Here is a 19263-nt window from a genome sequence, read left to right on the forward strand (position 1 = left end):
CAGAGTAAGAAAAACCGGATGAGTACGCAGAAACGTGGATCGGATTCGGTCGCCTACTCGTACAGCGGGTGCGCGTCGGTCAGCTCGTCGACGCGATCGCGCACCTCGGCGATCACCGACTCGTCCCCGACGTTGTCGACGACCCGGTGGATGAGGTCGCCGACCTCGCGGCAGTCGGCCTCGTCGAAGCCGCGGGTGGCGAGCGCAGGGGTGCCCGCGCGGATGCCCGAGGGGTCGAACGGCGAGCGCGTCTCGCCGGGCACCGTGTTCGCGTTGAGGACGATGCCGGCGTCGGCGAGCGCCTCCTCGGCGTCGCCGCCGGAGGTGTCGGGGTGTGACTCCCGGAGGTCGACGAGCACGAGGTGGGTGTCGGTGCCGCCGGAGACGACCTCCAGCCCGTTGTCCTCGAAGGAGTCGGCGAGCGCCTCGGCGTTGTCGACGACCTGCCGGGCGTACTCCCCGAACTCGGGCTCGAGGGCCTCGCCGAACCCGACTGCCTTGCCCGCGATGTTGTGCATCAGGGGGCCCCCCTGCCCGCCGGGGAAGACGGCGGCGTCGACGTCGTCGGCGTGCTCCTCGCCGCACATGACGATGCCGCCGCGGCCCGCGCGGATCGTCTTGTGGGTCGAGCCGGTAACGAAGTCGGCGACGCCGACGGGCGAGTCGTGGACGCCCGCGGCGACGAGCCCGGTGATGTGGGCGATGTCCGCGAGGTGGTACGCGTCGACCGCGTCCGCGACCGTCTGAATGCGCTCCCACTCGACCTCCCGCGGGTACGCGGAGTACCCCGAGACGATGATGTCGGGGTCGAACTCGTCGGCCTGCTCGGCGAGCGCCTCGTAGTCGATGTACCCCGTCTCGGGGTCGACGCCGTACTGCTCGACCTCGAACAGCTGACCGGTGAAGTTCGCGGGGTGGCCGTGGCTGAGGTGGCCGCCGTGTTCGAGTTCGAGCGAGAGGATCTTGTCGCCGGGGTCCAGCGTGGCGAGGTACACCGCCATGTTCGCCTGCGTGCCGGAGTGCGGCTGGACGTTGACGTGCTCGGCGCCCCACAGCTCCTTCGCGCGCTCGATGGCGAGCTCCTCGACCTCGTCGGCGTACTCGCAGCCGGCGTAGTAGCGCGCGCCGGGGTAGCCCTCCGCGTACTTGTTCGTGAGCGCGCTCCCCTGCGCCTCCAGGACTGCCTCCGAGACGTGGTTCTCGGAGGCGATCATCGCCAGCGTGTCCTGCTGTCGGCGAACCTCGCCCTCGAGCGCGTCGGCGACCGCCGGGTCCGTCTCGCGTACCGCGGGATACTCCATACCGACGCTCCGGCGAGCGGCGACAAAAAGCCATCCGTACTCGGGCGGCCGGCGACACCGATAAATGGGGCCACTTCGGACGTGCGTGCAGTCCGATGCAGGTCGAGCGAACAGAGGACGGGCTCCGCGCGGTCGACGCCGCCAAACACTCCGTCGACGTTCGGGCCGACGGGTGGAGCGACGGCGACGACACGTCGACGCCGTCGCTGTCGGCGGCGATCGACGCGCTCGATCTGGGTGACGCCTGGACGCTGGACGCGACGGTGTCAGGTTCCGTGGAGTCGCTCGGCTTCCCGCCGGTGTACGCGCCGGTTCGAGACGTCGACACCGGGGAGGTGTCCGACCTCGGCAGCGGCACCGGTCCGCTGACGATCCCCGAAGGGAGGTACGCGCTCTACGTCGAAAGTCGGATCGACGTGTACGTCCGGTTCGACGGCGCGGCGACGATCGAGAAGCCGCGCTACGAGCGTCTCCACGTCCGGTTTCCGGAGGAGACGCCCGTCGAGATCGGCTTCGGCGGCGGCGTCACCGACGAGCCCGAGACGGTGACGGTGCCGGCGACGCCCGACGGCGTCGCGACAGCGCTGTCGACGTTCCCGGCCGGGCACCGAACCGCGACCGCCGACCGGTCGTTCGACAGCATGCGGGGGGTGCCCCCGAAGATCACGTTCGGCGATTCCGTCTCGATCCCCGACACGCTGCGCGAGCGACGCGACGACGCCGGCGTGCGCGTCGTCGTCCCGCCGGACCTGGACCACCTGTTCGTCGCCTCGCCGCTTGCCCACTACGTCGGCGCCCAGCTCGTCGTCGAGCCCGACGCGCGACCGCGGGTGGAGACGCCAGGGGGGACGCACTCGCTCCCGCGGCTCCCCGAGTTCCAGGACGCGGTCGCCTCGCTGCTCGAACGGACGTTCTACCTCGATTGCGTCGTCAGGGACGCCGGCCCGTACGGCTCCGGGCTGTCCGTCGCGGAGGTGGTCTCGGAACTCTGCCTCGACGCCGACTCGCTGTACGCCGCGTCCCCTGCCGAGCGGTTCGAGGCGTACCTCGCGACGCCGTTCGAGTCGGTCCGCGACCGGTTCCCGGAGTGGCACCTGTCGATGTCGATCGACCCGACGTACGAGCACGTCCCGACGCTGTCGCATCTCCTCGCGAACGTCCCGCACGTCCGGGTCGCGGAGTCGACGACGCTCGCGGAATCCGAGTGGCTCGACACCTCGCTGTCCGACTTCTACCGGCGCGACGTCGGGGAGGTGGCGTCGGTCGAACTGGTCCAGCCCGAGTTGGGTCGCGCGCGGACGCACGGCTGGCTCGCCGACGGCGTGCCGATAGACGCGTTCAAGACCGTCCCGGAGGCGTACGAGAACCGGGGGCGGTACCTCGACGCGGCCGGCGAGCCGATCTCGATCGTCGCGATCTTGAACGACGGGGACATGCGCGAGGAGCACGACGGCGTCGCCGCCCACTACCGCGAGCGCGCCGAGGCGCTCGACCTCGACCTCACGTTGAAGGAACACCTCACCGTCGACGAACTCGCCTCCGTGTTCGAGTCGCGGACCGACCTCGTTCACTACATCGGCCACTGCGAGCGCGAGGGGCTCCGGTGTACCGACGGCTACCTCTCGGCGTCGAGCCTCTCGGCGTCGAACGCACAGACGTTCTTCCTGAACGCCTGCGGCTCCTTCCACGAGGGGATCGAGCTGATCCGGAAGGGGAGCGTCGCCGGCGCGGTCACCTTCAGCGAGGTGCTCGACGGGCAGGCGGCGACGGTCGGCACGATGTTCGCCAGGCTGCTCGTCACCGGCTACTGTATGGAGCGGGCGCTGGACAAGTCGCGGCGCCAGATCATGACCGGGAAGGACTACGCCGTCGTCGGCGACGGGACGCACGTCCTGACGCAGTCGGAGGACATCGTCGGAACGGACGTCCGGGTGACCGAAGCGGGGTCGGATCGGTTCGACGTGGCGGTGTCGATGGGCGCGCCCTGGATGGCCGGCGGCTTCTTCCGGCCGTACCTCCAGGAGGGCGACGAGACGCATCTCCTCGGCCAACGGAGGGAGTTCACGGTCGGTCGCGCGGCGCTGGTCGAGTTCCTCTCGTATGCGGACAAGGCCGTCCTGTTCGACGGCGCGCTCCGCTGGTCGGACGTGCTCGCCGAAGAACTCCGGGAGTCGTAGCCGCTCCGGGAACCGTACCCGCGGGCGGTCGATCCCTCAGGGCCCGGAGGACACGTCGCCGACACCGGACGGGTCGACCCCGACGTCGGCCGCCGCGGCCACGTCAGCGGTCAGGAGCAGCACCAGCACACACGCCAGGACCGTCACCGCCGTCGCCGCGAGTCTCGGATGACGGCGACCGACCGCCGCCAGTGTCGATCCGCCCGTTCGCGATCGGGGTGAGCGAAGCATGGAGGTCGATGGGCGTGCGTGTCCTTAACACTCATGGCCCCGGCCCGTCCGCCGTCCGGCCCTCATATTCCCGACGTAGAGCGCTTGATTCCTCCGTATTCCCGTTAGTATTAAATATCCAACTGGCGATGTTCTACGTAGTTATGACCGAGAACGTATTCGAGCGATCGATGGGCGCCGCCCTCGAGACGCTCTTCGATCGATCGGCCGGCGAGCTCGTGATCGTCGACCCCAACGCCGCGGTGATCGAGTCGCTCGTCGACGCGGGATCCGAGTACGACGACGAGCTACCGACGCTGAACGTGCTCGCGGACGGCCGCATGCTCAAGGACGTGATGGACGACTTCCTCGTCGCCGGCGACGCCGCCGACCTGGTCGACGCCGGGTCGATGACGCTGCGCGAGCTCGACGGGGACGCGGACAACACGCTCGTCGCCGGCGAGGACGAGCTGTACGCCGTCGTCTCGGCGGGCGAGCACGTCGCCGCGCTCGCGGCCGACGACGAGTCGTTCGCCGCCGACGCGTACGAGACGTACCGCGACCAGTGGGCGGACGCGGAGGCCTTCAACCTCCGAACGCCGGCGCTCTCGCGCGTCCGCGAGACGCTGGACGAGGACATCGGCGAGGCGGCCCGCGCCGACTTCGACTCGGTGCTCGCGTCGCTGGAGACCGCCCGCGGCGACGGCGACGGCCTCGACGAGGTAACCATCTCCCTGCTCGTGGCCGCGAAGAACGACGTGCTGCTGTACGACATCAGCAAGTGGGGCGAGGACGTGGGCATCGCCTCGAAGGCGACCTTCTCGCGGACGAAGACCCGCCTGGAGGACCTGGGGCTCATCGACACCGAGAAGGTCCCCATCGACGTGGGGCGCCCCCGCCTGCGCCTGAAGCTCGGCGACGATAGGCTCCGCGACGCCTCCAGCGACGAGCTGGCGAGCGTCGCCCACCGACTGCTGAACTAAGCGTCGAGTCCGTTCGCGGGCCCCGACAGCCGACCGCGCCGACCGACCATCTTTTTGTGCGATTCACCCCACGGGCGGGGCATGGACATCGCAATCGTCGGTCCCGACCCCGCCGCCGAGCCGCTGCGGGGCGCCTTCGCCGACATCGAGGCGAACGTGATGGAGGTGGAGGCCGGCCTCCTGGACGGGTTCGACTTCGCGGTCGTCGTCGGCACGACCGGCGACGACACCTTCCGCACCGCGACGCGGCTGGTCGACGACTGGGTCGCCGTCGAGATCGGCGGGATCGGCGGCCGCGCGATCGAGGGGCTCGACGCCGCGGTCACCGTCTTCTCCGCCGAGACCGGCTGTTACGACTGCCTGCGCGACCGGGTTCGCGCCAACGTCCCCTCGACGGACGCGACGCCGCGGGGCACCCGAAGCGCCGTCCGCTTCGCGGGGGCGCTCGCCGGCCGACGCGCCATCCAGCACCTCTCGGGGGACGGGGTCGCCGGCACCGTCACCGAGGTGGACGGGGCCGAGCGGACGTTCCTCCCGTCGCCGGGGTGCGACTGCGGCGCCGCGCCGACGGGGTTCGAGCTTCGCGCGCCCGCGGAGCCGGTCGACCTCGACGACGCCGTCGACCGGATGGACCGCGCGGTCGACGACCGCCTCGGGATCGTCACGGACGTGGGCGAGCGCGAGTCGGTGCCGGCGCCGTACTACATCGCGCGGACGACCGACACCGCGGCGTTCGCCGACACGCGCTGTGCGGAGTTCGCCGCCGGCGTCGCCGCCGACTGGGACGCCGCGTACGCGAAGGCGATCGGCGAGGGGCTGGAGCGCTACTGTGCCGGGACCTACCGCGCGTCGTCGTTCCGGTCGGCGCCTACGGCGGGTGTCGTCGACGCCGTCCCGGTGGGCCGGTTCGTGCGCCCGGCCGACGCCGAGACACCCGACCCCGAGGATCACGTCCCGTGGATCTCCGGGATCGATCTGTCGACCCGCGAGTCGGCGTCGCTGCCGGCGGAGTTCGTCGTGTTCCCGCCGCCCGACGAGCGGTTCGCCCCGGCGATCACGACCGGGCTCGGGCTCGGGAACTCGACGGCCGAGGCGGCGTTGTCGGGGCTGTACGAGACCGTCGAGCGCGACGCCTCGATGCTGTCGTGGTACTCGACGTTCGAGCCGATGGGGCTGGCCGTCGACGACGAGGGGTTCGAGACGCTGCGCAAGCGGGCGCGCGCCGAGGACCTCTCGGTGACGACGCTGCTGCTCACGCAGGACGTGGACGTGCCCGTCGTCGGGGTGGCCGTCCACCGCGACGCCGGAACCGGGGAGTGGCCGCGGTTCGCGATGGGGTCGGCCGCGGACCTCGACGCCGCGGCCGCGGCCCGGAGCGCGCTCGCGGAGGCGCTGCAGAACTGGATGGAGCTGCGCGCGATGGGGCCCGAGCAGGCGAATCAGGAGGAGGGCGCGATCGGCTCGTACGCGGACTTCCCGGAGCGTGTTCGGGAGTTCGTCTCGCCCGAGGTGACGGTCCCGGCCGCGGACGTGAGCGACGACGAGGCGACCGATCTGGACGGCGTCGCCGAGGTCGAGGCCGTCGTCGACCGCCTCGGCGACGCCGACCTCGACGCCTACGCCGCGCGCCTCACCACCCGCGACGTGGCGGTCCTCGGCTTCGAGGGCGTTCGCGTGCTCGTCCCGGAGGCGCAGCCGCTGTTCACCGCCGAGCCCTTCTTCGGCGACCGGCTGGAGACCGTTTCGGCGTCGATGGGCTTCGATCCGGAGCCCGAGAAGGCGTATCATCCGTTTCCGTGAATCGGTAGTGCTGAACCCCGCAGTGGCGCGTGCCGCCGCGACTCCGTTCGCGGCGGACGCGCGCGAGGGATGAGCGAGGAGCGAACGCAGTGAGTGACGAGCGAATCGGTTGGGGAGGCTCACGCGAGCGGTGCGCGGTCGAATGGAATGAGACCGCGATAGCGAACGGCGAACGAAGTGAGCCGTGAGCGGAGCGAGTGTGAGTTCGTCGGAGCTTGCTCCGACGTAAGTGTGGCTGCGGTCCAGACGGGTGGGACTGAAAGGGGCTGCGCCGTTCGCGAACCGAGAGGAAGCAAGCACCGAAGCGCGGCGAACGGCGTGAGCCGAGCGAGGCGCACAGCGAATCGCAGGTCGCGAACGGCGCAGGGGCTTTCCAAGCCACCACACCAGAGCGAGCGTACTGTTCCGATCACCGTCCCACGCGACGATTCACGAAGGAAAGACGACCGATCGATCGAACCCGGAGCGTTCTTGCCCGCCACCCCACACCGATCACCCACTCGAATGCCCCGGTTCGTCCACTACTCCGACATCGAGAACGTCTACGACGACCCCGAGCGGGCGGGTCGCCTCGCCGGCCTGATCACCGCCCTCGACGGCCCGGACGCCGCCGTCGTCGGGTCCGGCGACGACACCGCCCCCGGCGTCGCGGCGACGGTCTCGAAGGGGCGCCAGGCGGTCGACTTCTTCCGCGCCGTCGGCACCGACGTGGAGACGTTCGGCAACCACGACTTCGACTTCGGCACCGACGCGACCCGCGCGATCGTCGCCGACTCCCCCCAGACGTGGGTGTCGGCGAACGTCCGCGACGAGGACGGCGAGCCGTTCGGCGCGGCCGAGGGCGTCGTCCCGTGGACGGTCGAGGTCGTCGACGGCGACCGCGTCGGCTTCCTCGGCGTCACCGACCCGAGCACGGACTCGCTGAACCCCGCGGCCGCCGACATGACGTTCACCGACCCCTGCGAGGCCGCCCGGGAGGCGATCGCGGCGATGAACGCCGACGCCGGAGCGGAATCCGGCAACGAGGGCGTGGCCGAACCCGACGGCGGGGGCGTCGACTACGTCGTCGCCGTCTCCCATCTCGGCGGCGGCGACGACGACCTCGCGCGGGTCGACGGCGTCGACCTCGTGCTCGGCGGCCACATCCACAGCGAGCGCGCCGAGGAGGTCGACGGCGTCCTGTGCACCCGGCCGGGCGTCAACGGCGAGACGGTGCTGGAGGTGACACTGGACGACGACGGCGCGAGCGTGACGCGCCACAGCCCCGCCGACGCGCCGGTCGACAAGCACCTCGCCGACGGACTGCGCGAACGCATCGCGGCCGCCGGCCTCGACGAGGTCGTCGGCCACGTCGACGAGCCGATCGTCCGCACCGACGCGACGGTCCACGGCGGCGAGTGCCGCCTCGGCAACCTCGTCGCCGACGCCTACCGATGGGCCGCGGACGCCGACGTGGGGCTGCAGAACGCCGGCGGGCTCCGGCTGGGCGACGACCTCGCGGGCGACGTAACGCTCGCGGACCTGCTGTCGGTGCTGCCGTTCGAGGAGCCGATCGTCGTCGTCGAGCTCACGGGCGCGGAGCTGCGGGCGGCGTTCGCGGAGATGTCCGCCTCCGTCGTCGATTTCGGCGAGGACGACTGGTGGCACGGCCACCTCAGCGGCGCGCGCGTCGTCTGGGACGACGACCGCGAGGAACTCGTCGACGCGCGCGTCGACGGGGAGGCGATCGACCCCGAGCGGCTGTACCGCGTCGCGACGCCGGAGTACCTCCTGCACTCTGATCACGAGTTCCCGACGATCGAGGAGCGCCACCGCGCCGGCGAGCACGGGATCCAACACGAGGTGCTGGGCGAGTACGTGCGCGAGCACGGGATCGCCCCCGAGATCGAGGGCCGGATCGAGCGCGTGTCGGGCGAGGACGCGGCGCACGCGGGGGATGCCGCGGACGCCACGGGGACCGGGGCCGACGCCGCATCCGCCGACACCCCGGGCGAGTCGGGCGACCCTGGCGACGCGTCGGCGTCCGGCCGGGTCGACGACGAGTGACGGTGGGGGTCGACCGCCGGCCGCGGATCGAGCCGTGCCCCTGTCAGTGGTGAACCAAGAGGAAGTGTTTACACCCGTCGGCGCGTCCGACCGACAATGACGTTGGTCGTCGTACCGGTTCGATACCCGCTCTCGAAGCACTCCAAGGCGACGTTGTCGGAGGCGATCCGGATCGCCGAGGAGCGCGACGCCGAGTTGACTATCCTCCACGTGGATCTGTATCAGGAGGGTCGGGAGGTGACCCGGACGCAGCTCAAGCGCGCGGTCGAGCGCGAGTTCGGCCGGCTCCCCACCGTTCGCTACGTCGTCCGCCGGGGGTTCCTCGTCGAGGAGACGATCCTCGACGAGGTCGCCGCCGAGGAGGCCGACGTGGTCGTCATCGGCGCCAAGCAGGCGAGCCGGTGGCGGCGGACCATCCGGAAGCTGTTCTCCGATCCCGACATCGAGACGTTCCTGAAGGGGAAGCTCGACGCGACGGTGATCACCGTCCGCGCGAACGGGGAGTCGACGGAGCTTGCGCCCGCGAACGGCGGCCGCGACGACCCGTGACGGGCGACGACGACCGGAACGGCGGCACCGACGCCACCGACGCCACCGACGCCACCGACGCCACCGACGCCACCGACGCCACCGACATTGACGCCGGCGTTCCCGCCACCCGCCGGGCCCTCCTGGAGGCGCTCGCGGGCGGACCGGTGACCGGGCCGGCGCTGGCCGACCGCCTCGGCGTGTCGCGCGCGGCCGTCTGGAACCACGTCGAGGCGCTGCGCGATGCCGGCGTCGCCGTCGAGAGTGCCGCCGCCGGCTACGTCGTGACCGATGTGTCGGGATACTCCGGCGAGGCGATCGCCTACGGCCTCGACGCGCCGTTCGACGTGGAGTACCACGACGCCGTCGGCTCGACGAACGACCGCGCCCGCGAACTCGCGGCCGCGGGCGCGGACGACGTTGCCGTGGTCGCCGACGAGCAGACCGCCTCGCGCGGCCGGCTCGACCGCGAGTGGGTGTCGCCGCCGGGCGGCGTCTGGCTGTCGGTCGTGTGCCGTCCCGAAGTCCCCCCCGCTCATGCCCCGGCGTACACGCTCGCGATGGCCGTCGCGGTGACGCGCGCCTGTCGCGAGACGGGCGTCGACGCGCGGATCAAGTGGCCCAACGACGTGCTCGTCGGCGACGACGAGGGGACCGGGGCGGAACCGACCGAGCGCGGCGGCCGGAAGCTGTGCGGCATCCTCACCGAGATGGAGGGGGAGGCCGACCGCGTCTCCTGGCTCGTCGTCGGCGTCGGCCTCAACGCGAACGTCGACCCCGCGGACCTGCCGGCGTCCGCCGACGCGACGAGCCTGCTGGCCGAGCGCGGCGAGCCGGTCGACCGGCGCGTGCTCGTCCAGCGGATCCTGGAGGAGTTCGACGACCTCCGCGGCGACCTCCGCGGGGCCGTGTCGGCGTGGGAGGAGCACGCCGACACCGTGGGGCGGCGCGTCCGCGTCGAGACCCCCGGCGGCGTCGTGGAGGGCGAGGCCGTCGGGATCGTGTTCCCCGGCGCGCTCGTCGTCGAGACCGAAGAGGGGACCGTCCGGGTGACCGCGGGCGACTGCGAGCACCTGCGGCCGGCCGACCGCTGAACGTCGCGTTCGCTACGTCACGTCGTCGCCTCCGCGGATCCCGAACCGTCACCTCCGGAACGCTCGACCCGTTCCCACGCAAACCTCGTTACGTCGCGTCCGCGACCCGCACCGTGAGCACCGGCACGCTCGAGGACCGGACGACCTTCTCGGCGACGCTGCCCAACAGCAGTCGGTCGATGCCGCCGCGGCCGTGCGTCCCCATCACGATCAGGTCGCAGCCGTTGTCCTCGGCGTAGCGGACGATCTCGCGGCTCGGCGAGCCGTCGATCACCGCCGTCTCGACCGGGACCTCGTAGTCGTCGCCGAGCGCCTCGACCAGCGACACCGCGTCCTCGGCGTCGCCCCGGAGCATCTCGTCGATCCCCTCCCAGCTCGACTCCATCGGCATCCCGGCGTACGACGCCGAGTTGACGACGTACAGCGCGTGGACGGTCGCCCCGTGCTGGACCGCCAGATCGACGGCGTGTCGGACCGCGCGCTCGACGCCGTCGGAGCCGTCGGTCGGAACGAGGATCCGGTCGTACATCCCCATGTGACTGTCTGTCGTACCCAGACGGCGGGGTCGCATTAAGGCTTCGCACGACGGCACCGGCGTCTCGTGGTTTCGTGTTTCGATTCGTAATGCGGGGGTCTGTCGTTCAACTTGGTCGAGCCGACGGCTCGCGGAGAACTGCGTCACACGCGAAAATCGCGAACGGTTCCGGCGCGGTGCCGGGGTCGAGCGCCGTCGACTACAGGCGGCCGACTTCCTCGACGCTCACGCTCTCGACGCCCTCGACGCCGGAGAACGACTCCTCGACGGCCTCGGTGCCGCCGGCGTCGTCGGGGACGACGACCATCGGCAGGAGCGCGACGAGGCCGAACGCGACGTCGTCGCGCTCGACGTTCCGGATCTCCGCGCCCTGCGGGAGCGACTCCTCCAGCTTCTGCTGGAGCTCGTCGAGGTCGATGTCGGGGCTCTGCGGCATGACCTTCATCTTCGCGGCGACCTTCCCCATCGTTACGGCCCCCGGAACCCGCAGTCGGGACACTCGAAGAGGTTGCTCTGCTTGCGGCACTTCGCGCAGCGGCTGATCTGCGTGCCACAGTCGGGGCACTTGAACGTCGCCGCGGCCGTCCCCGCGACGTTGATGCCACAGGAGACGCAGCGTCGCTCGGAACGCTGCTCGGACTCTGACTGGCTCATACGGCTAGAGACCGGCGCGCGGCTTTTAACGGTTGTCTTTCAGACGGCGCGAACGGCCGATCCGGCTTCCGTCATTCGGGCCCTAGTCGTGCGAATCGTTGGCGTACGACTTGCCGGCTGTGGACCGTTGTCGCGTCGACCGCTCACGCGATCACGAGCGGCCCGAGTAACACGCCCATCAGGTGGACCCGTCGGCAGCCGAGCCGGACGGGAACGAAGCCGACCGCGGCCGCGGCGACGAGCACGCCCAGCCCGAACGGGCCGGCGAACGCGAGCGACAGCAGCGCCAGCCCGACGATCACTCCCCCGACCAGCGGGGCGTGCGGGAGTCCGCCGACGACGCGGAGCGCGGCGTCGCCGACCAGCACGACCGCGACGGTTCCGACCGCCCCCGCGACAACCACCGCCGAGAGCAGCGGCGGGAGCGCGGCCGGGACGCCCGCCCCGTCGAGGGCGACGAACACGCCCGAGCGCGTCGCGTCGAACGACCAGTACGCGAACAGCGCGAACACCGCCGTCGCCGTGTTCGCCCCGCTGGTCGCGACGACGTACTCCCGCGCCGGGTCGCGGCCGGCGGTGGCCGGCAGCGCCAGCACGGCCGCCACGCCCGCGGAGACGCCGGGGAGGTACCCGACCGCGGCGCCGCCGCCCGCGCCGGCGGCGGCCGCACCCGTCAGCTCGCGACCGGACAGCCCCAGGCGGGCGTCGGCCTGCGACGGGACGCCGGCGCCGCCGAGCGCGTCGACCAGCACCGGCACGCCGAACAGCCCGGCGAACAGCGGGGCGAGGACCCCGCCGGCGGCGACGAGCGGGTCCGTCGGCGCATCGAGCGTGACCAGTCCAAGCGCCGTCGCGAGCGCGAACGAGAGCGCGCCGGCGAGTCGACGGCGGTTGTTCGACTCGGTGAGCACGAGCAACAGCGCCACTCCCGCGAGCACGACCGGCAGCCACGCGCGTAGATACGGATACGCGACGCGCATCCCCGCGGTGACGACGGCCGCGGCGGGGAGCGCGGTCGCCAGCGCCAGCCCCGACCCGACCGCCGAGAGACGCATCGCCTCACGCCCGCGCCCCTCCGCGACCAACCGATGGCCGGGGAGCGCCGCGGCCGCCATCGCGGCGTCGGGGACCCCGAGCGCCAGCGACGGCACGATGTCGAGGAACGTGTGGACGACGCCGGCGGCCACCATCGCGCAGCCGAGCGGGACCGGCGGGGCGTCCAGCGCCGGCGCCGCGGCCGCCAGGAGGAACGCGAAGTTGTTCGCGTGCAGCCCGGGGACCAGTCCGCTGCAGCAGCCGAGCGCACAGCCCGCGAGCGTGTACGCGAGCAGAACGGTGCCGGCGGGTGGGGCGGCGGCGAGAACTCCGGCGGGCGGGACGACGGCGGGAAGCGGGAACACCGGGACGGAGTGGATCCGTCATCCGGTTTCAACGCTCGGGTCCCGAGCGACGCTCGAAGCTCGACGGGCGAGCCGCCGCGGCCGTCGCTCATATCGGCGGCGCTGTCCCTCGGGAGTAGGCCTCGAAAGAAGTGCGATCTGCGGTCGAGTCGGTCGAGACGAGTGAGCGTCGCCGGCGTCAGCCGAAGAGCTCGCCCAGGCCCTCGCCCGAGCCCTCGTCGTCGTCCTCGTCGTCGTCGTCAGCGGCGGCCTCGTCGGCGGCCTCCTCCTCGGCCTCGTCGTCGCCGTCGTCGGCCTCCGCCTCGTCGGCGGAGCCGCCGGCGGCGCCGGCCGAGGCGCCCGCGGCGGGCGCGGCGGCGGCCGTCTCGATTGCCTCCTCGATGTCGACGTCCTCCAGCGCGGCCACGAGGGCCTTCACGCGGGATTCCTCGACGTCGACGCCGGCGGCTTCCAGCACCGCCGTGACGTTGTCCTCGTTGATCTCCTCGCCCGTCTCGTTCAGGATGAGTGCAGCGTAAACGTATTCCATGGTCCTGTGTAGTTGTCTTATCCGAACATCGCGCCGAGGCCCTCCGCTCCGTCGCCGTCGTCGTCATCGTCGTCGGCGTCGTCGGGCTCGGCTTCCGTGTCCTCGTCGTCGCTCGATTCGTCAGTTTCCTCCTCGGCCTCGGCGGCCGGCTCGGGCGCGGGCGCCTCGACGCCGCGGAGCTCCTCGGGGAGCGCCTCGTCGTCGTCGATGGCGGCCGCGAGCGAGCGCAGCTGCGCGTCGGCGCGGCTCACGAGGTCGGGCATGAGTTCCTCGTCCTCGATGGCCGCGAACAGGCCGACGGACTTCGCCTCGCCGGCGGCCTTGCCGAGCAGGGTGCCCGCGGTGCGGGCGGTCGGGTAGGCGGCGTTGACCGAGAGGTTCCGCGCCGCCGCCGCGGCGGACTGGACGTCCGCGCGGTACTCGTCCACGTCGATGGCGAGCTCGTCCGGCTCGAACAGCACGCCGTCCGCGAAGACGGCGCGCAGGTCCAGCCCGACCTCCTTGGGCTCGATGCCGAGCTCGCCGAGCACGTTGGCGAGTTCCTCCGACACCGCCTCGCCGGCGTCGAGCACGTGCGAGTCGGACATGACCTTGATCGACCCGCCGTCGATCCGGGCGTCCGCGCCGACCTGCTGAAGCTCGCCGACGAACGGACCGGGGTCGACCCCCGTGTCACCCTCGGGGATGACGATGTCGTTCGGGGCGACCTCGCCCGCGCCGATGGGCGCGGACGTCTTCGACGCCTCGAGCTGCTTGTACAGCCCGAAGGGGTTGTCGTTGGTGCCGATGAGGCCGACGTGACCGGAGACGAACTGTCCCAGGTCCTCGACGCCCTCGTCCACCTCGTCGAGCGCGCGCTCGATGAGGGTGTTGCGGGACATCCGCAGCTCGGCCCGCCCGTGCAGGTCGCGGCGCATGTCCTGGAGCTGCCGGCTCGGGATGCCCGTGAGGTCGACGACGCCGACGGCGTCGTACGAGTCGACGAAGTCGGTCAGCTCGGCGACCTCCTGGCGCTTCCACTCCGGAATGGTCTCGGTCTTGCGCTCCTCTGCGGCGCTCATACGGGCACCTCCACGGACGGCCCCATCGTCGTCTTGACGTAGATGCCGTCGATGTTGAGCGGCCCCTTCTCGAGGTCCGCCTCCAGCCGGCGGACGATCACGTCGATGTTGTCGGCGATCTCGTCGGCCGTCATGTCCTCGGCGCCGACGCGCGTGTGGAACGTGCGGCGGTCGCGCGAGCGGATCTGGACGGTGTTTTTCATGCGGTTGACGGTTTCGACGACGTCGTCGTCGGGCTGGAGCGGCGTCGGCATCTTGCCGCGCGGCCCCAGAATGCGCCCGAGGTTGGACGCCACGTCCTGCATCATGTCGGCCTCGGCGATGAAGAAGTCGGTCTCATCGGCGAGATCCTTGGCGTCGTTCTCCTCGGAGGCGAGCTCCGAGAGGTCGTCGCCCGACAGGACTCTGTCGGCTACGTCTTCCGCGCGCAGGGCGGTCTCGCCCTCCGCAATGACGACGATCTGTGTCTCCTGGCCGGTGCCGGCCGGAAGCACGACTTCGTCGTCAACTCGATTCGACGGGTCGTTGAGGTCCAAGTCCCGGAGATTGATCGCCAAATCCACGGTCTCGCGGAAGTTGCGAGGGGGGGCGTCCTCCAGTGCTTGGGATACTGCGTCCTCGATTGAATCTGCCATTTTTCACCTCCGTAGTACGCAGGAATGCTCCTACGGGTCAGTGAAACAGGCGTACGCCTGTCTCACCGTGGAATCCGCCCACGCGACACTTAAGACCGTCGAAGGGGCGAGGGGCGCGAGAGCCGTTCACACGGCCCGCCACGGCGGCGCATGGGCCCGACGTGTCGCCGGCGCCGTCGCTGGCGGGGATGCGGTCGCGAACCGACCGCCGAATCCGGCGGCCGGGGGCGAGAAGTGGAACCGGAGTTACGCCGTCGCTTCCTCGGCGAGGACGTCGTCGTACTCGCCGGCGTCGACGCGGTCGTCGAACGTGCGGGCGTCCTCGCCGTCGATGGTGACGCCGAGGGAGGCGCACGTGCCGCCGACCTCCTTGGCGGCGGCCTTCACGTCGTACGCGAGCAGGTCGGACATCTTCTGCTCGGCCACCTTCTTCACCTGTTCGACGGTCATGTCGGCGACGAAGTCCTTCTGGGGCTCGCCCGAGCCCGTCTCGAAGCCGACCTCGTCCTTGATCAGTTCCGCCGTCGGCGGGACGCCGACCTCGATGCTGAAGGAGCCGTCGTCGTCGTACTCGACGGTGACGGGCACTTCCATGCCGTCGAACGCGGCGGTCTGGTCGTTGATCTCCGAGACGACCGCCTGCACGTCCACCGGCGTCGGACCGAGCTCGGGACCGAGCGGCGGGCCGGGATTGGCCTGGCCGCCGGGAACGAGCACTTCGATGGTTCCAGCCATACGTTCGGATTCCCCGTCGCGTCGTTTAAGGATTGTCTTTGCGACCGCTTCCGGCGATCGCGTGGGTGTGAACCGCTCGCATTCGGGCGCCGGATCAGCGGCGCTTATACCCGCCGGCGACGGCGTCGAACGTATGTCCGTGCCGGACTCGATGGCGTACACGAGGCTGGGCGACACCGGGCTAGAGGTGTCGCGGCTGTGTCTCGGCTGCATGAACTTCGGCAGCGAGCGGCCGTGGATGATGAACGACCGCGACGCGAGCGTCGACCTGATCCACGAGGCGCTCGATCTCGGCATTAACTTCCTCGACACCGCGAACGTCTACTCCACCGGCGAAAGCGAGGAGATCGTCGGCGCCGCCGTCGCCTCCGCGGACCGCGACGAGCTCGTCCTCGCCACGAAGGTCTTCGGCGAGATGCGCGACGGGCCGAACGGCTCGGGGCTCTCGCGCAAACACATTCTCGATCAGGTGGAGGCGAGCCTCGACCGCCTCGACACCGACTACATCGACCTCTACCAGATCCATCGCTGGGACGAGGAAACGCCGATCGAGGAGACCCTCTCCGCGCTCGATCACCTCATCGAGACGGGTCGCGTACGCTACATCGGCGCCTCCACGATGACCGCCTACCAGTTCACGAAGGCCCTCTACACCAGCGACATCGAGGACTACGAGCGCTTCGCCTGCATGCAGCCCGAGTACTCCGCGGTCGCCCGGTACGAGGAGGCGAACCTCCTGGACGTGTGCGAGGGCGAGGGCGTCGGCGTGATCCCGTGGTCGCCGCTGGCGGGCGGCTTCCTCACCGGAAAGTACGACCGGGATTCGGAGCCGACCGACGGCACCCGCGGGGCGGCCTCCGAGTCGGTCCGCGGGTACTTCACCGAGGAGAACTGGGCCGTACTCGACGCCGTCAGGAGCGTCGCCGAGGAGGTCGACGCGACGCCCGCACAGGTGGCGCTCGCGTGGCTGCTCGAACGGGAGGTCGTCACCGCGCCGATCATCGGCCCGCGATCGATCGAGCACCTCCGCGAGAACGTCGGCGCGATCTCGGTCGACCTGAGCCCCGAGCAGGTCGAGCGCATCGCCGAGCCGAAGACGCCGCGGTACCCCGGTCCGTAGCCCGAGCGGTATCCGCCTCTCCCGCCGGGACGATTATCTATCTGCGCCGAGTCCGTGTGTCGCGTGAGCGACGCACACGAGTTCGACGGGATGACGTACACGAAGCTCGGCGACACGGGGCTCGACGTGTCCCGGTTGTGTCTCGGCTGTATGAACTTCGGATCCGGGGAACCGTGGATGATGAACGACCGCGACGCGAGCGTCGACCTGATCCACGAGGCGCTCGATCTCGGGATCAACTTCCTCGACACCGCGAACGTCTACTCCACCGGCGAAAGCGAGGAGATCGTCGGCGACGCCGTCGCCTCCGCCAACCGCGACGAGCTCGTCCTCGCCACAAAGGTGTACTGGGACATGTTCGACGGCCCGAACGGCTCGGGCCTCTCGCGCAAGCACATCCTCGATCAGGTGGAAGCCAGCCTCGACCGACTCGACACCGACTACATCGACCTGTATCAGATCCACCGCTGGGACGACGACACCCCGATCGAGGAGACGCTCGCGGCCCTCGATCACCTCGTCGAGACCGGTCGGGTTCGGTACATCGGCGCCTCCACGATGACCGCCTACCAGTTCACGAAGGCCCTCTACACCAGCGACATCGAGGACTACGAGCGCTTCGCCTGCATGCAGCCCGAGTACAACGCCGTGGACCGCCACGAGGAGGCGAACCTGCTGGAGGTCTGTGCCGGCGAGGACGTGGGCGTGATCCCGTGGTCGCCGCTGGCGGGCGGCTTCCTCACCGGAAAGTACGACCGCGACGACGACACCGAGGAGGGCTACCGAGCCGAGACGGACGAGTACACCCGGAACCGATTCACCGAGGAGAACTGGGCCGTGCTGGACGAGATCCGCGCGATCGCCGACGAACGGGGCGTCACGCCGGCGCAGGTGTCGCTCGCGTGGCCGCTCCACCGCGACGTGGTGGACGCCCCGATCATCGGTCCGGGGTCGAGCGAGCACCTCCGCGAGAACGTCGCCGCCCTCGGCCTCGATCTGACCGACGAGGAGATGACGCGTATCGAGGCGCCCAAGACGCCGCGGTGGCCCGCACCCGGGAAGGACTGAGCCCGCGCGGGCGGTGTCCTCGGCGTGACGGCTTTCGGATCGCGCGAGCACGCGCGGTCGGAGAAGCAGTCCCGTCCGTAGGCGGTACGGTTTTCCCCCAGCACGACAGCCACCCGGCATGGAGACCGAGTCGCTCGTCGAGACGCTGGAGGCGGCGGGCCTGTCGCCGTACCAGGCGGAGGCGTACGTCGCGCTGCTGGAGCTGGGGACGGCGTCGGCGACCGACGTGGCGGAGGCGAGCGGCGTCCCGGCCCCTCGCATCTACGACGTGCTACGGACGCTGGAGGAACGGGAGTACATCGAGACGTACGAGGCCGGCTCGCTGCAGGCCCGGGCACACAGCCCGTCGGTCGTGTTGGAGGACCTCCGGAGCCGGGCCGACCGGCTGGAGGCGGCCGCCGAGGAGGTGGAACAGCGGTGGGAACAGCCCGAGTTGGAGGCCGGCGGCGCCAGCATCGTCACGCGCTTTCGGACCGTCATCGAGCGCGCGGAGGCGTTCATCGAGGACGCGAGCCACCAGATCCTGCTGTCGACGACGACCGCGAACCTCCGACGGCTCGCGCCCGCGCTCCGCGACGCGACCGACCGGGGCGTCTCGGTGCGCGTGTCCGTCCACACCGACGACGCGAACGAGCGGCCGGACCCGAGCCTGTTCGAGGACATCTGCATGGAGGCGCGTCACCGTCCGCTTCCCGCGCCGTTCGTGGCGCTGGCCGACCGGCGACAGGCGTCGTTCGCCCACCACCCGGATTCGTACGACCGGTACGGCGTGCTCGTGAACGACCGGACGCACACGTACGTGTTCTACTGGTACTTCCTCACGACGCTGTGGGAGCCGTGGAAGTCCGTGTACGACGCGAGCGAGCCGGGGCTTCCCATCGAACATCTCGACGTTCGCCACCTCGTTCGCGACCTCCGGGAGCTGGGCTGGCGGGACGCCCCCATTCGCCTCCGCGTCGAAGGGTACGAGACCGACACGGGCGAGGAGTGCACCGTCGAGGGCACCGTCGTCGACGTGCGGGTCCCGTTCGCCTCGGAGGCCGACACCGGCTTCGAGCTGGCCGGACAGGTCACGGTCGACCTCGACGTCGACGGCGAACACGTCAGCGTCGGCGGGTGGGGCGCGATCGTCGAGGACGTCGAGGGAACGAGACTCACGATCGTCGACGCGCCGATCGAGTGAACGAATACACGCGAGCCACACGGCGATCCCCACCGTGCTTCTCCCGTCTGCAGCGTGAATCGACGAGGGGATTCGACAGCACCCGGGTCGGCGGAGTGGTCGCGACCGCGGGCCGCTGAACGGCCGTGACGACGGTTCTCCCGTCGAGCGTCCGCCGTCACATCCCCGCACTGTTGTTAACAACTACTGTTGTAAAAGCCATAG

At 70.8% G+C, this 19263-nt stretch carries 18 protein-coding genes; 9 read left to right on the top strand and 9 right to left on the bottom strand.

The genetic code is table 11. From position 1 onward, the window contains the following. Positions 1 to 53: 53 nt before the first annotated feature. Entirely contained in the window at positions 54 to 1301 is a 1248-nt protein-coding gene (gene glyA / locus K6T36_RS01600; protein WP_222922308.1) for a serine hydroxymethyltransferase, read from the bottom strand. A 95-nt stretch (positions 1302 to 1396) separates the two neighbouring features. Between glyA and K6T36_RS01605 the strand changes: the two genes are divergently transcribed. The 6 genes from K6T36_RS01605 (at position 1397) to K6T36_RS01630 (ending at position 10139) form a co-directional block, all read left to right on the top strand. Continuing rightward, the gene (locus tag K6T36_RS01605) at positions 1397 to 3478 is read left to right on the top strand and encodes a hypothetical protein (RefSeq protein WP_222922309.1); all 2082 of its coding nucleotides are present in this window, start codon (positions 1397 to 1399) and stop codon (positions 3476 to 3478) included. Between the two features lie 374 nt (positions 3479 to 3852). Further along, positions 3853 to 4671: a transcriptional regulator TbsP gene (gene tbsP / locus K6T36_RS01610; protein WP_222922310.1), complete on the top strand. Its 819-nt coding sequence runs from the start codon at positions 3853 to 3855 to the stop codon at positions 4669 to 4671. 81 nt (positions 4672 to 4752) lie between these two features. Then, positions 4753 to 6471 (top strand): YcaO-like family protein, encoded by a 1719-nt coding sequence (locus K6T36_RS01615; RefSeq protein ID WP_222922311.1) that lies wholly within the window; start codon positions 4753 to 4755, stop codon positions 6469 to 6471. A gap of 504 nt (positions 6472 to 6975) precedes the next feature. Beyond that, positions 6976 to 8517, top strand: coding sequence for a bifunctional metallophosphatase/5'-nucleotidase (locus K6T36_RS01620; protein ID WP_222922312.1), 1542 nt, complete (start codon positions 6976 to 6978; stop codon positions 8515 to 8517). A 96-nt stretch (positions 8518 to 8613) separates the two neighbouring features. Continuing rightward, positions 8614 to 9066, top strand: a complete 453-nt coding sequence (locus tag K6T36_RS01625) for a universal stress protein (protein ID WP_222922313.1) — start codon at positions 8614 to 8616, stop codon at positions 9064 to 9066. 86 nt (positions 9067 to 9152) lie between these two features. Beyond that, positions 9153 to 10139, top strand: coding sequence for a biotin--[acetyl-CoA-carboxylase] ligase (locus tag K6T36_RS01630; protein WP_222923321.1), 987 nt, complete (start codon positions 9153 to 9155; stop codon positions 10137 to 10139). A gap of 88 nt (positions 10140 to 10227) precedes the next feature. On the opposite strand, the gene K6T36_RS01635 is transcribed toward K6T36_RS01630, so the two are convergent. The 8 genes from K6T36_RS01635 to K6T36_RS01670 all read right to left on the bottom strand — a co-directional run bounded on the left by K6T36_RS01635 (position 10228) and on the right by K6T36_RS01670 (position 15688). Beyond that, complete coding sequence (locus tag K6T36_RS01635) at positions 10228 to 10674, bottom strand: universal stress protein (protein WP_222607745.1); 447 nt, start codon at positions 10672 to 10674, stop codon at positions 10228 to 10230. Between the two features lie 199 nt (positions 10675 to 10873). Then, the gene (locus tag K6T36_RS01640; RefSeq protein ID WP_222922314.1) at positions 10874 to 11140 is read right to left on the bottom strand and encodes an elongation factor 1-beta; all 267 of its coding nucleotides are present in this window, start codon (positions 11138 to 11140) and stop codon (positions 10874 to 10876) included. A 2-nt stretch (positions 11141 to 11142) separates the two neighbouring features. Then, a complete protein-coding gene (locus K6T36_RS01645) occupies positions 11143 to 11328 on the bottom strand; it encodes an HVO_2753 family zinc finger protein (RefSeq protein ID WP_073309961.1) in 186 nt (61 codons plus the stop codon). 143 nt (positions 11329 to 11471) lie between these two features. After that, complete coding sequence (locus K6T36_RS01650) at positions 11472 to 12728, bottom strand: tripartite tricarboxylate transporter permease (protein WP_390182293.1); 1257 nt, start codon at positions 12726 to 12728, stop codon at positions 11472 to 11474. A gap of 178 nt (positions 12729 to 12906) precedes the next feature. Then, a complete protein-coding gene (rpl12p, locus tag K6T36_RS01655; protein WP_222922315.1) occupies positions 12907 to 13257 on the bottom strand; it encodes a 50S ribosomal protein P1 in 351 nt (116 codons plus the stop codon). Positions 13258 to 13274: 17 nt separating this feature from the next. After that, the gene (locus K6T36_RS01660; protein WP_222922316.1) at positions 13275 to 14318 is read right to left on the bottom strand and encodes a 50S ribosomal protein L10; all 1044 of its coding nucleotides are present in this window, start codon (positions 14316 to 14318) and stop codon (positions 13275 to 13277) included. Beyond that, a complete protein-coding gene (locus K6T36_RS01665) occupies positions 14315 to 14953 on the bottom strand; it encodes a 50S ribosomal protein L1 (RefSeq protein WP_222607749.1) in 639 nt (212 codons plus the stop codon). Before K6T36_RS01665 ends, K6T36_RS01660 begins: the two co-directional genes overlap by 4 nt. A 246-nt stretch (positions 14954 to 15199) precedes the next feature. Beyond that, positions 15200 to 15688, bottom strand: a complete 489-nt coding sequence (locus tag K6T36_RS01670) for a 50S ribosomal protein L11 (RefSeq protein WP_222922317.1) — start codon at positions 15686 to 15688, stop codon at positions 15200 to 15202. A gap of 151 nt (positions 15689 to 15839) precedes the next feature. Here K6T36_RS01670 and K6T36_RS01675 point away from each other — a divergent pair, with 151 nt between their 5' ends. The 3 genes from K6T36_RS01675 to K6T36_RS01685 all read left to right on the top strand — a co-directional run bounded on the left by K6T36_RS01675 (position 15840) and on the right by K6T36_RS01685 (position 19059). After that, positions 15840 to 16808: an aldo/keto reductase gene (locus K6T36_RS01675; RefSeq protein ID WP_222923323.1), complete on the top strand. Its 969-nt coding sequence runs from the start codon at positions 15840 to 15842 to the stop codon at positions 16806 to 16808. A gap of 90 nt (positions 16809 to 16898) precedes the next feature. Beyond that, positions 16899 to 17876 carry an aldo/keto reductase gene (locus tag K6T36_RS01680; RefSeq protein ID WP_222923324.1) on the top strand — a complete coding sequence of 326 codons (978 nt, stop codon included), beginning with the start codon at positions 16899 to 16901 and terminating at the stop codon, positions 17874 to 17876. Positions 17877 to 17994: 118 nt separating this feature from the next. After that, a complete protein-coding gene (locus K6T36_RS01685) occupies positions 17995 to 19059 on the top strand; it encodes a TrmB family transcriptional regulator (RefSeq protein WP_222922318.1) in 1065 nt (354 codons plus the stop codon). Positions 19060 to 19263 lie beyond the last annotated feature (204 nt).

Origin of the sequence: Halobaculum roseum (assembly GCF_019880245.1) — an archaeon.
GTDB lineage: Archaea > Halobacteriota > Halobacteria > Halobacteriales > Haloferacaceae > Halobaculum > Halobaculum roseum.

What these genes read in the sequence shown, in the direction of transcription:
- tbsP (WP_222922310.1), top strand. Translation starts at nt 3,853, where the DNA reads ATGACCGAGAACGTATTCGAGCGATCGATGGGCGCCGCCCTCGAGACG.
- K6T36_RS01670 (WP_222922317.1), bottom strand. Translation starts at nt 15,688, where the DNA reads ATGGCTGGAACCATCGAAGTGCTCGTTCCCGGCGGCCAGGCCAATCCC.
- glyA (WP_222922308.1), bottom strand. Translation starts at nt 1,301, where the DNA reads ATGGAGTATCCCGCGGTACGCGAGACGGACCCGGCGGTCGCCGACGCG.
- K6T36_RS01665 (WP_222607749.1), bottom strand. Translation starts at nt 14,953, where the DNA reads ATGGCAGATTCAATCGAGGACGCAGTATCCCAAGCACTGGAGGACGCC.
- K6T36_RS01660 (WP_222922316.1), bottom strand. Translation starts at nt 14,318, where the DNA reads ATGAGCGCCGCAGAGGAGCGCAAGACCGAGACCATTCCGGAGTGGAAG.
- K6T36_RS01685 (WP_222922318.1), top strand. Translation starts at nt 17,995, where the DNA reads ATGGAGACCGAGTCGCTCGTCGAGACGCTGGAGGCGGCGGGCCTGTCG.
- K6T36_RS01640 (WP_222922314.1), bottom strand. Translation starts at nt 11,140, where the DNA reads ATGGGGAAGGTCGCCGCGAAGATGAAGGTCATGCCGCAGAGCCCCGAC.
- K6T36_RS01620 (WP_222922312.1), top strand. Translation starts at nt 6,976, where the DNA reads ATGCCCCGGTTCGTCCACTACTCCGACATCGAGAACGTCTACGACGAC.
- K6T36_RS01680 (WP_222923324.1), top strand. Translation starts at nt 16,899, where the DNA reads ATGACGTACACGAAGCTCGGCGACACGGGGCTCGACGTGTCCCGGTTG.
- K6T36_RS01635 (WP_222607745.1), bottom strand. Translation starts at nt 10,674, where the DNA reads ATGGGGATGTACGACCGGATCCTCGTTCCGACCGACGGCTCCGACGGC.
- K6T36_RS01605 (WP_222922309.1), top strand. Translation starts at nt 1,397, where the DNA reads ATGCAGGTCGAGCGAACAGAGGACGGGCTCCGCGCGGTCGACGCCGCC.
- K6T36_RS01645 (WP_073309961.1), bottom strand. Translation starts at nt 11,328, where the DNA reads ATGAGCCAGTCAGAGTCCGAGCAGCGTTCCGAGCGACGCTGCGTCTCC.
- K6T36_RS01615 (WP_222922311.1), top strand. Translation starts at nt 4,753, where the DNA reads ATGGACATCGCAATCGTCGGTCCCGACCCCGCCGCCGAGCCGCTGCGG.
- K6T36_RS01675 (WP_222923323.1), top strand. Translation starts at nt 15,840, where the DNA reads ATGGCGTACACGAGGCTGGGCGACACCGGGCTAGAGGTGTCGCGGCTG.
- K6T36_RS01625 (WP_222922313.1), top strand. Translation starts at nt 8,614, where the DNA reads ATGACGTTGGTCGTCGTACCGGTTCGATACCCGCTCTCGAAGCACTCC.
- rpl12p (WP_222922315.1), bottom strand. Translation starts at nt 13,257, where the DNA reads ATGGAATACGTTTACGCTGCACTCATCCTGAACGAGACGGGCGAGGAG.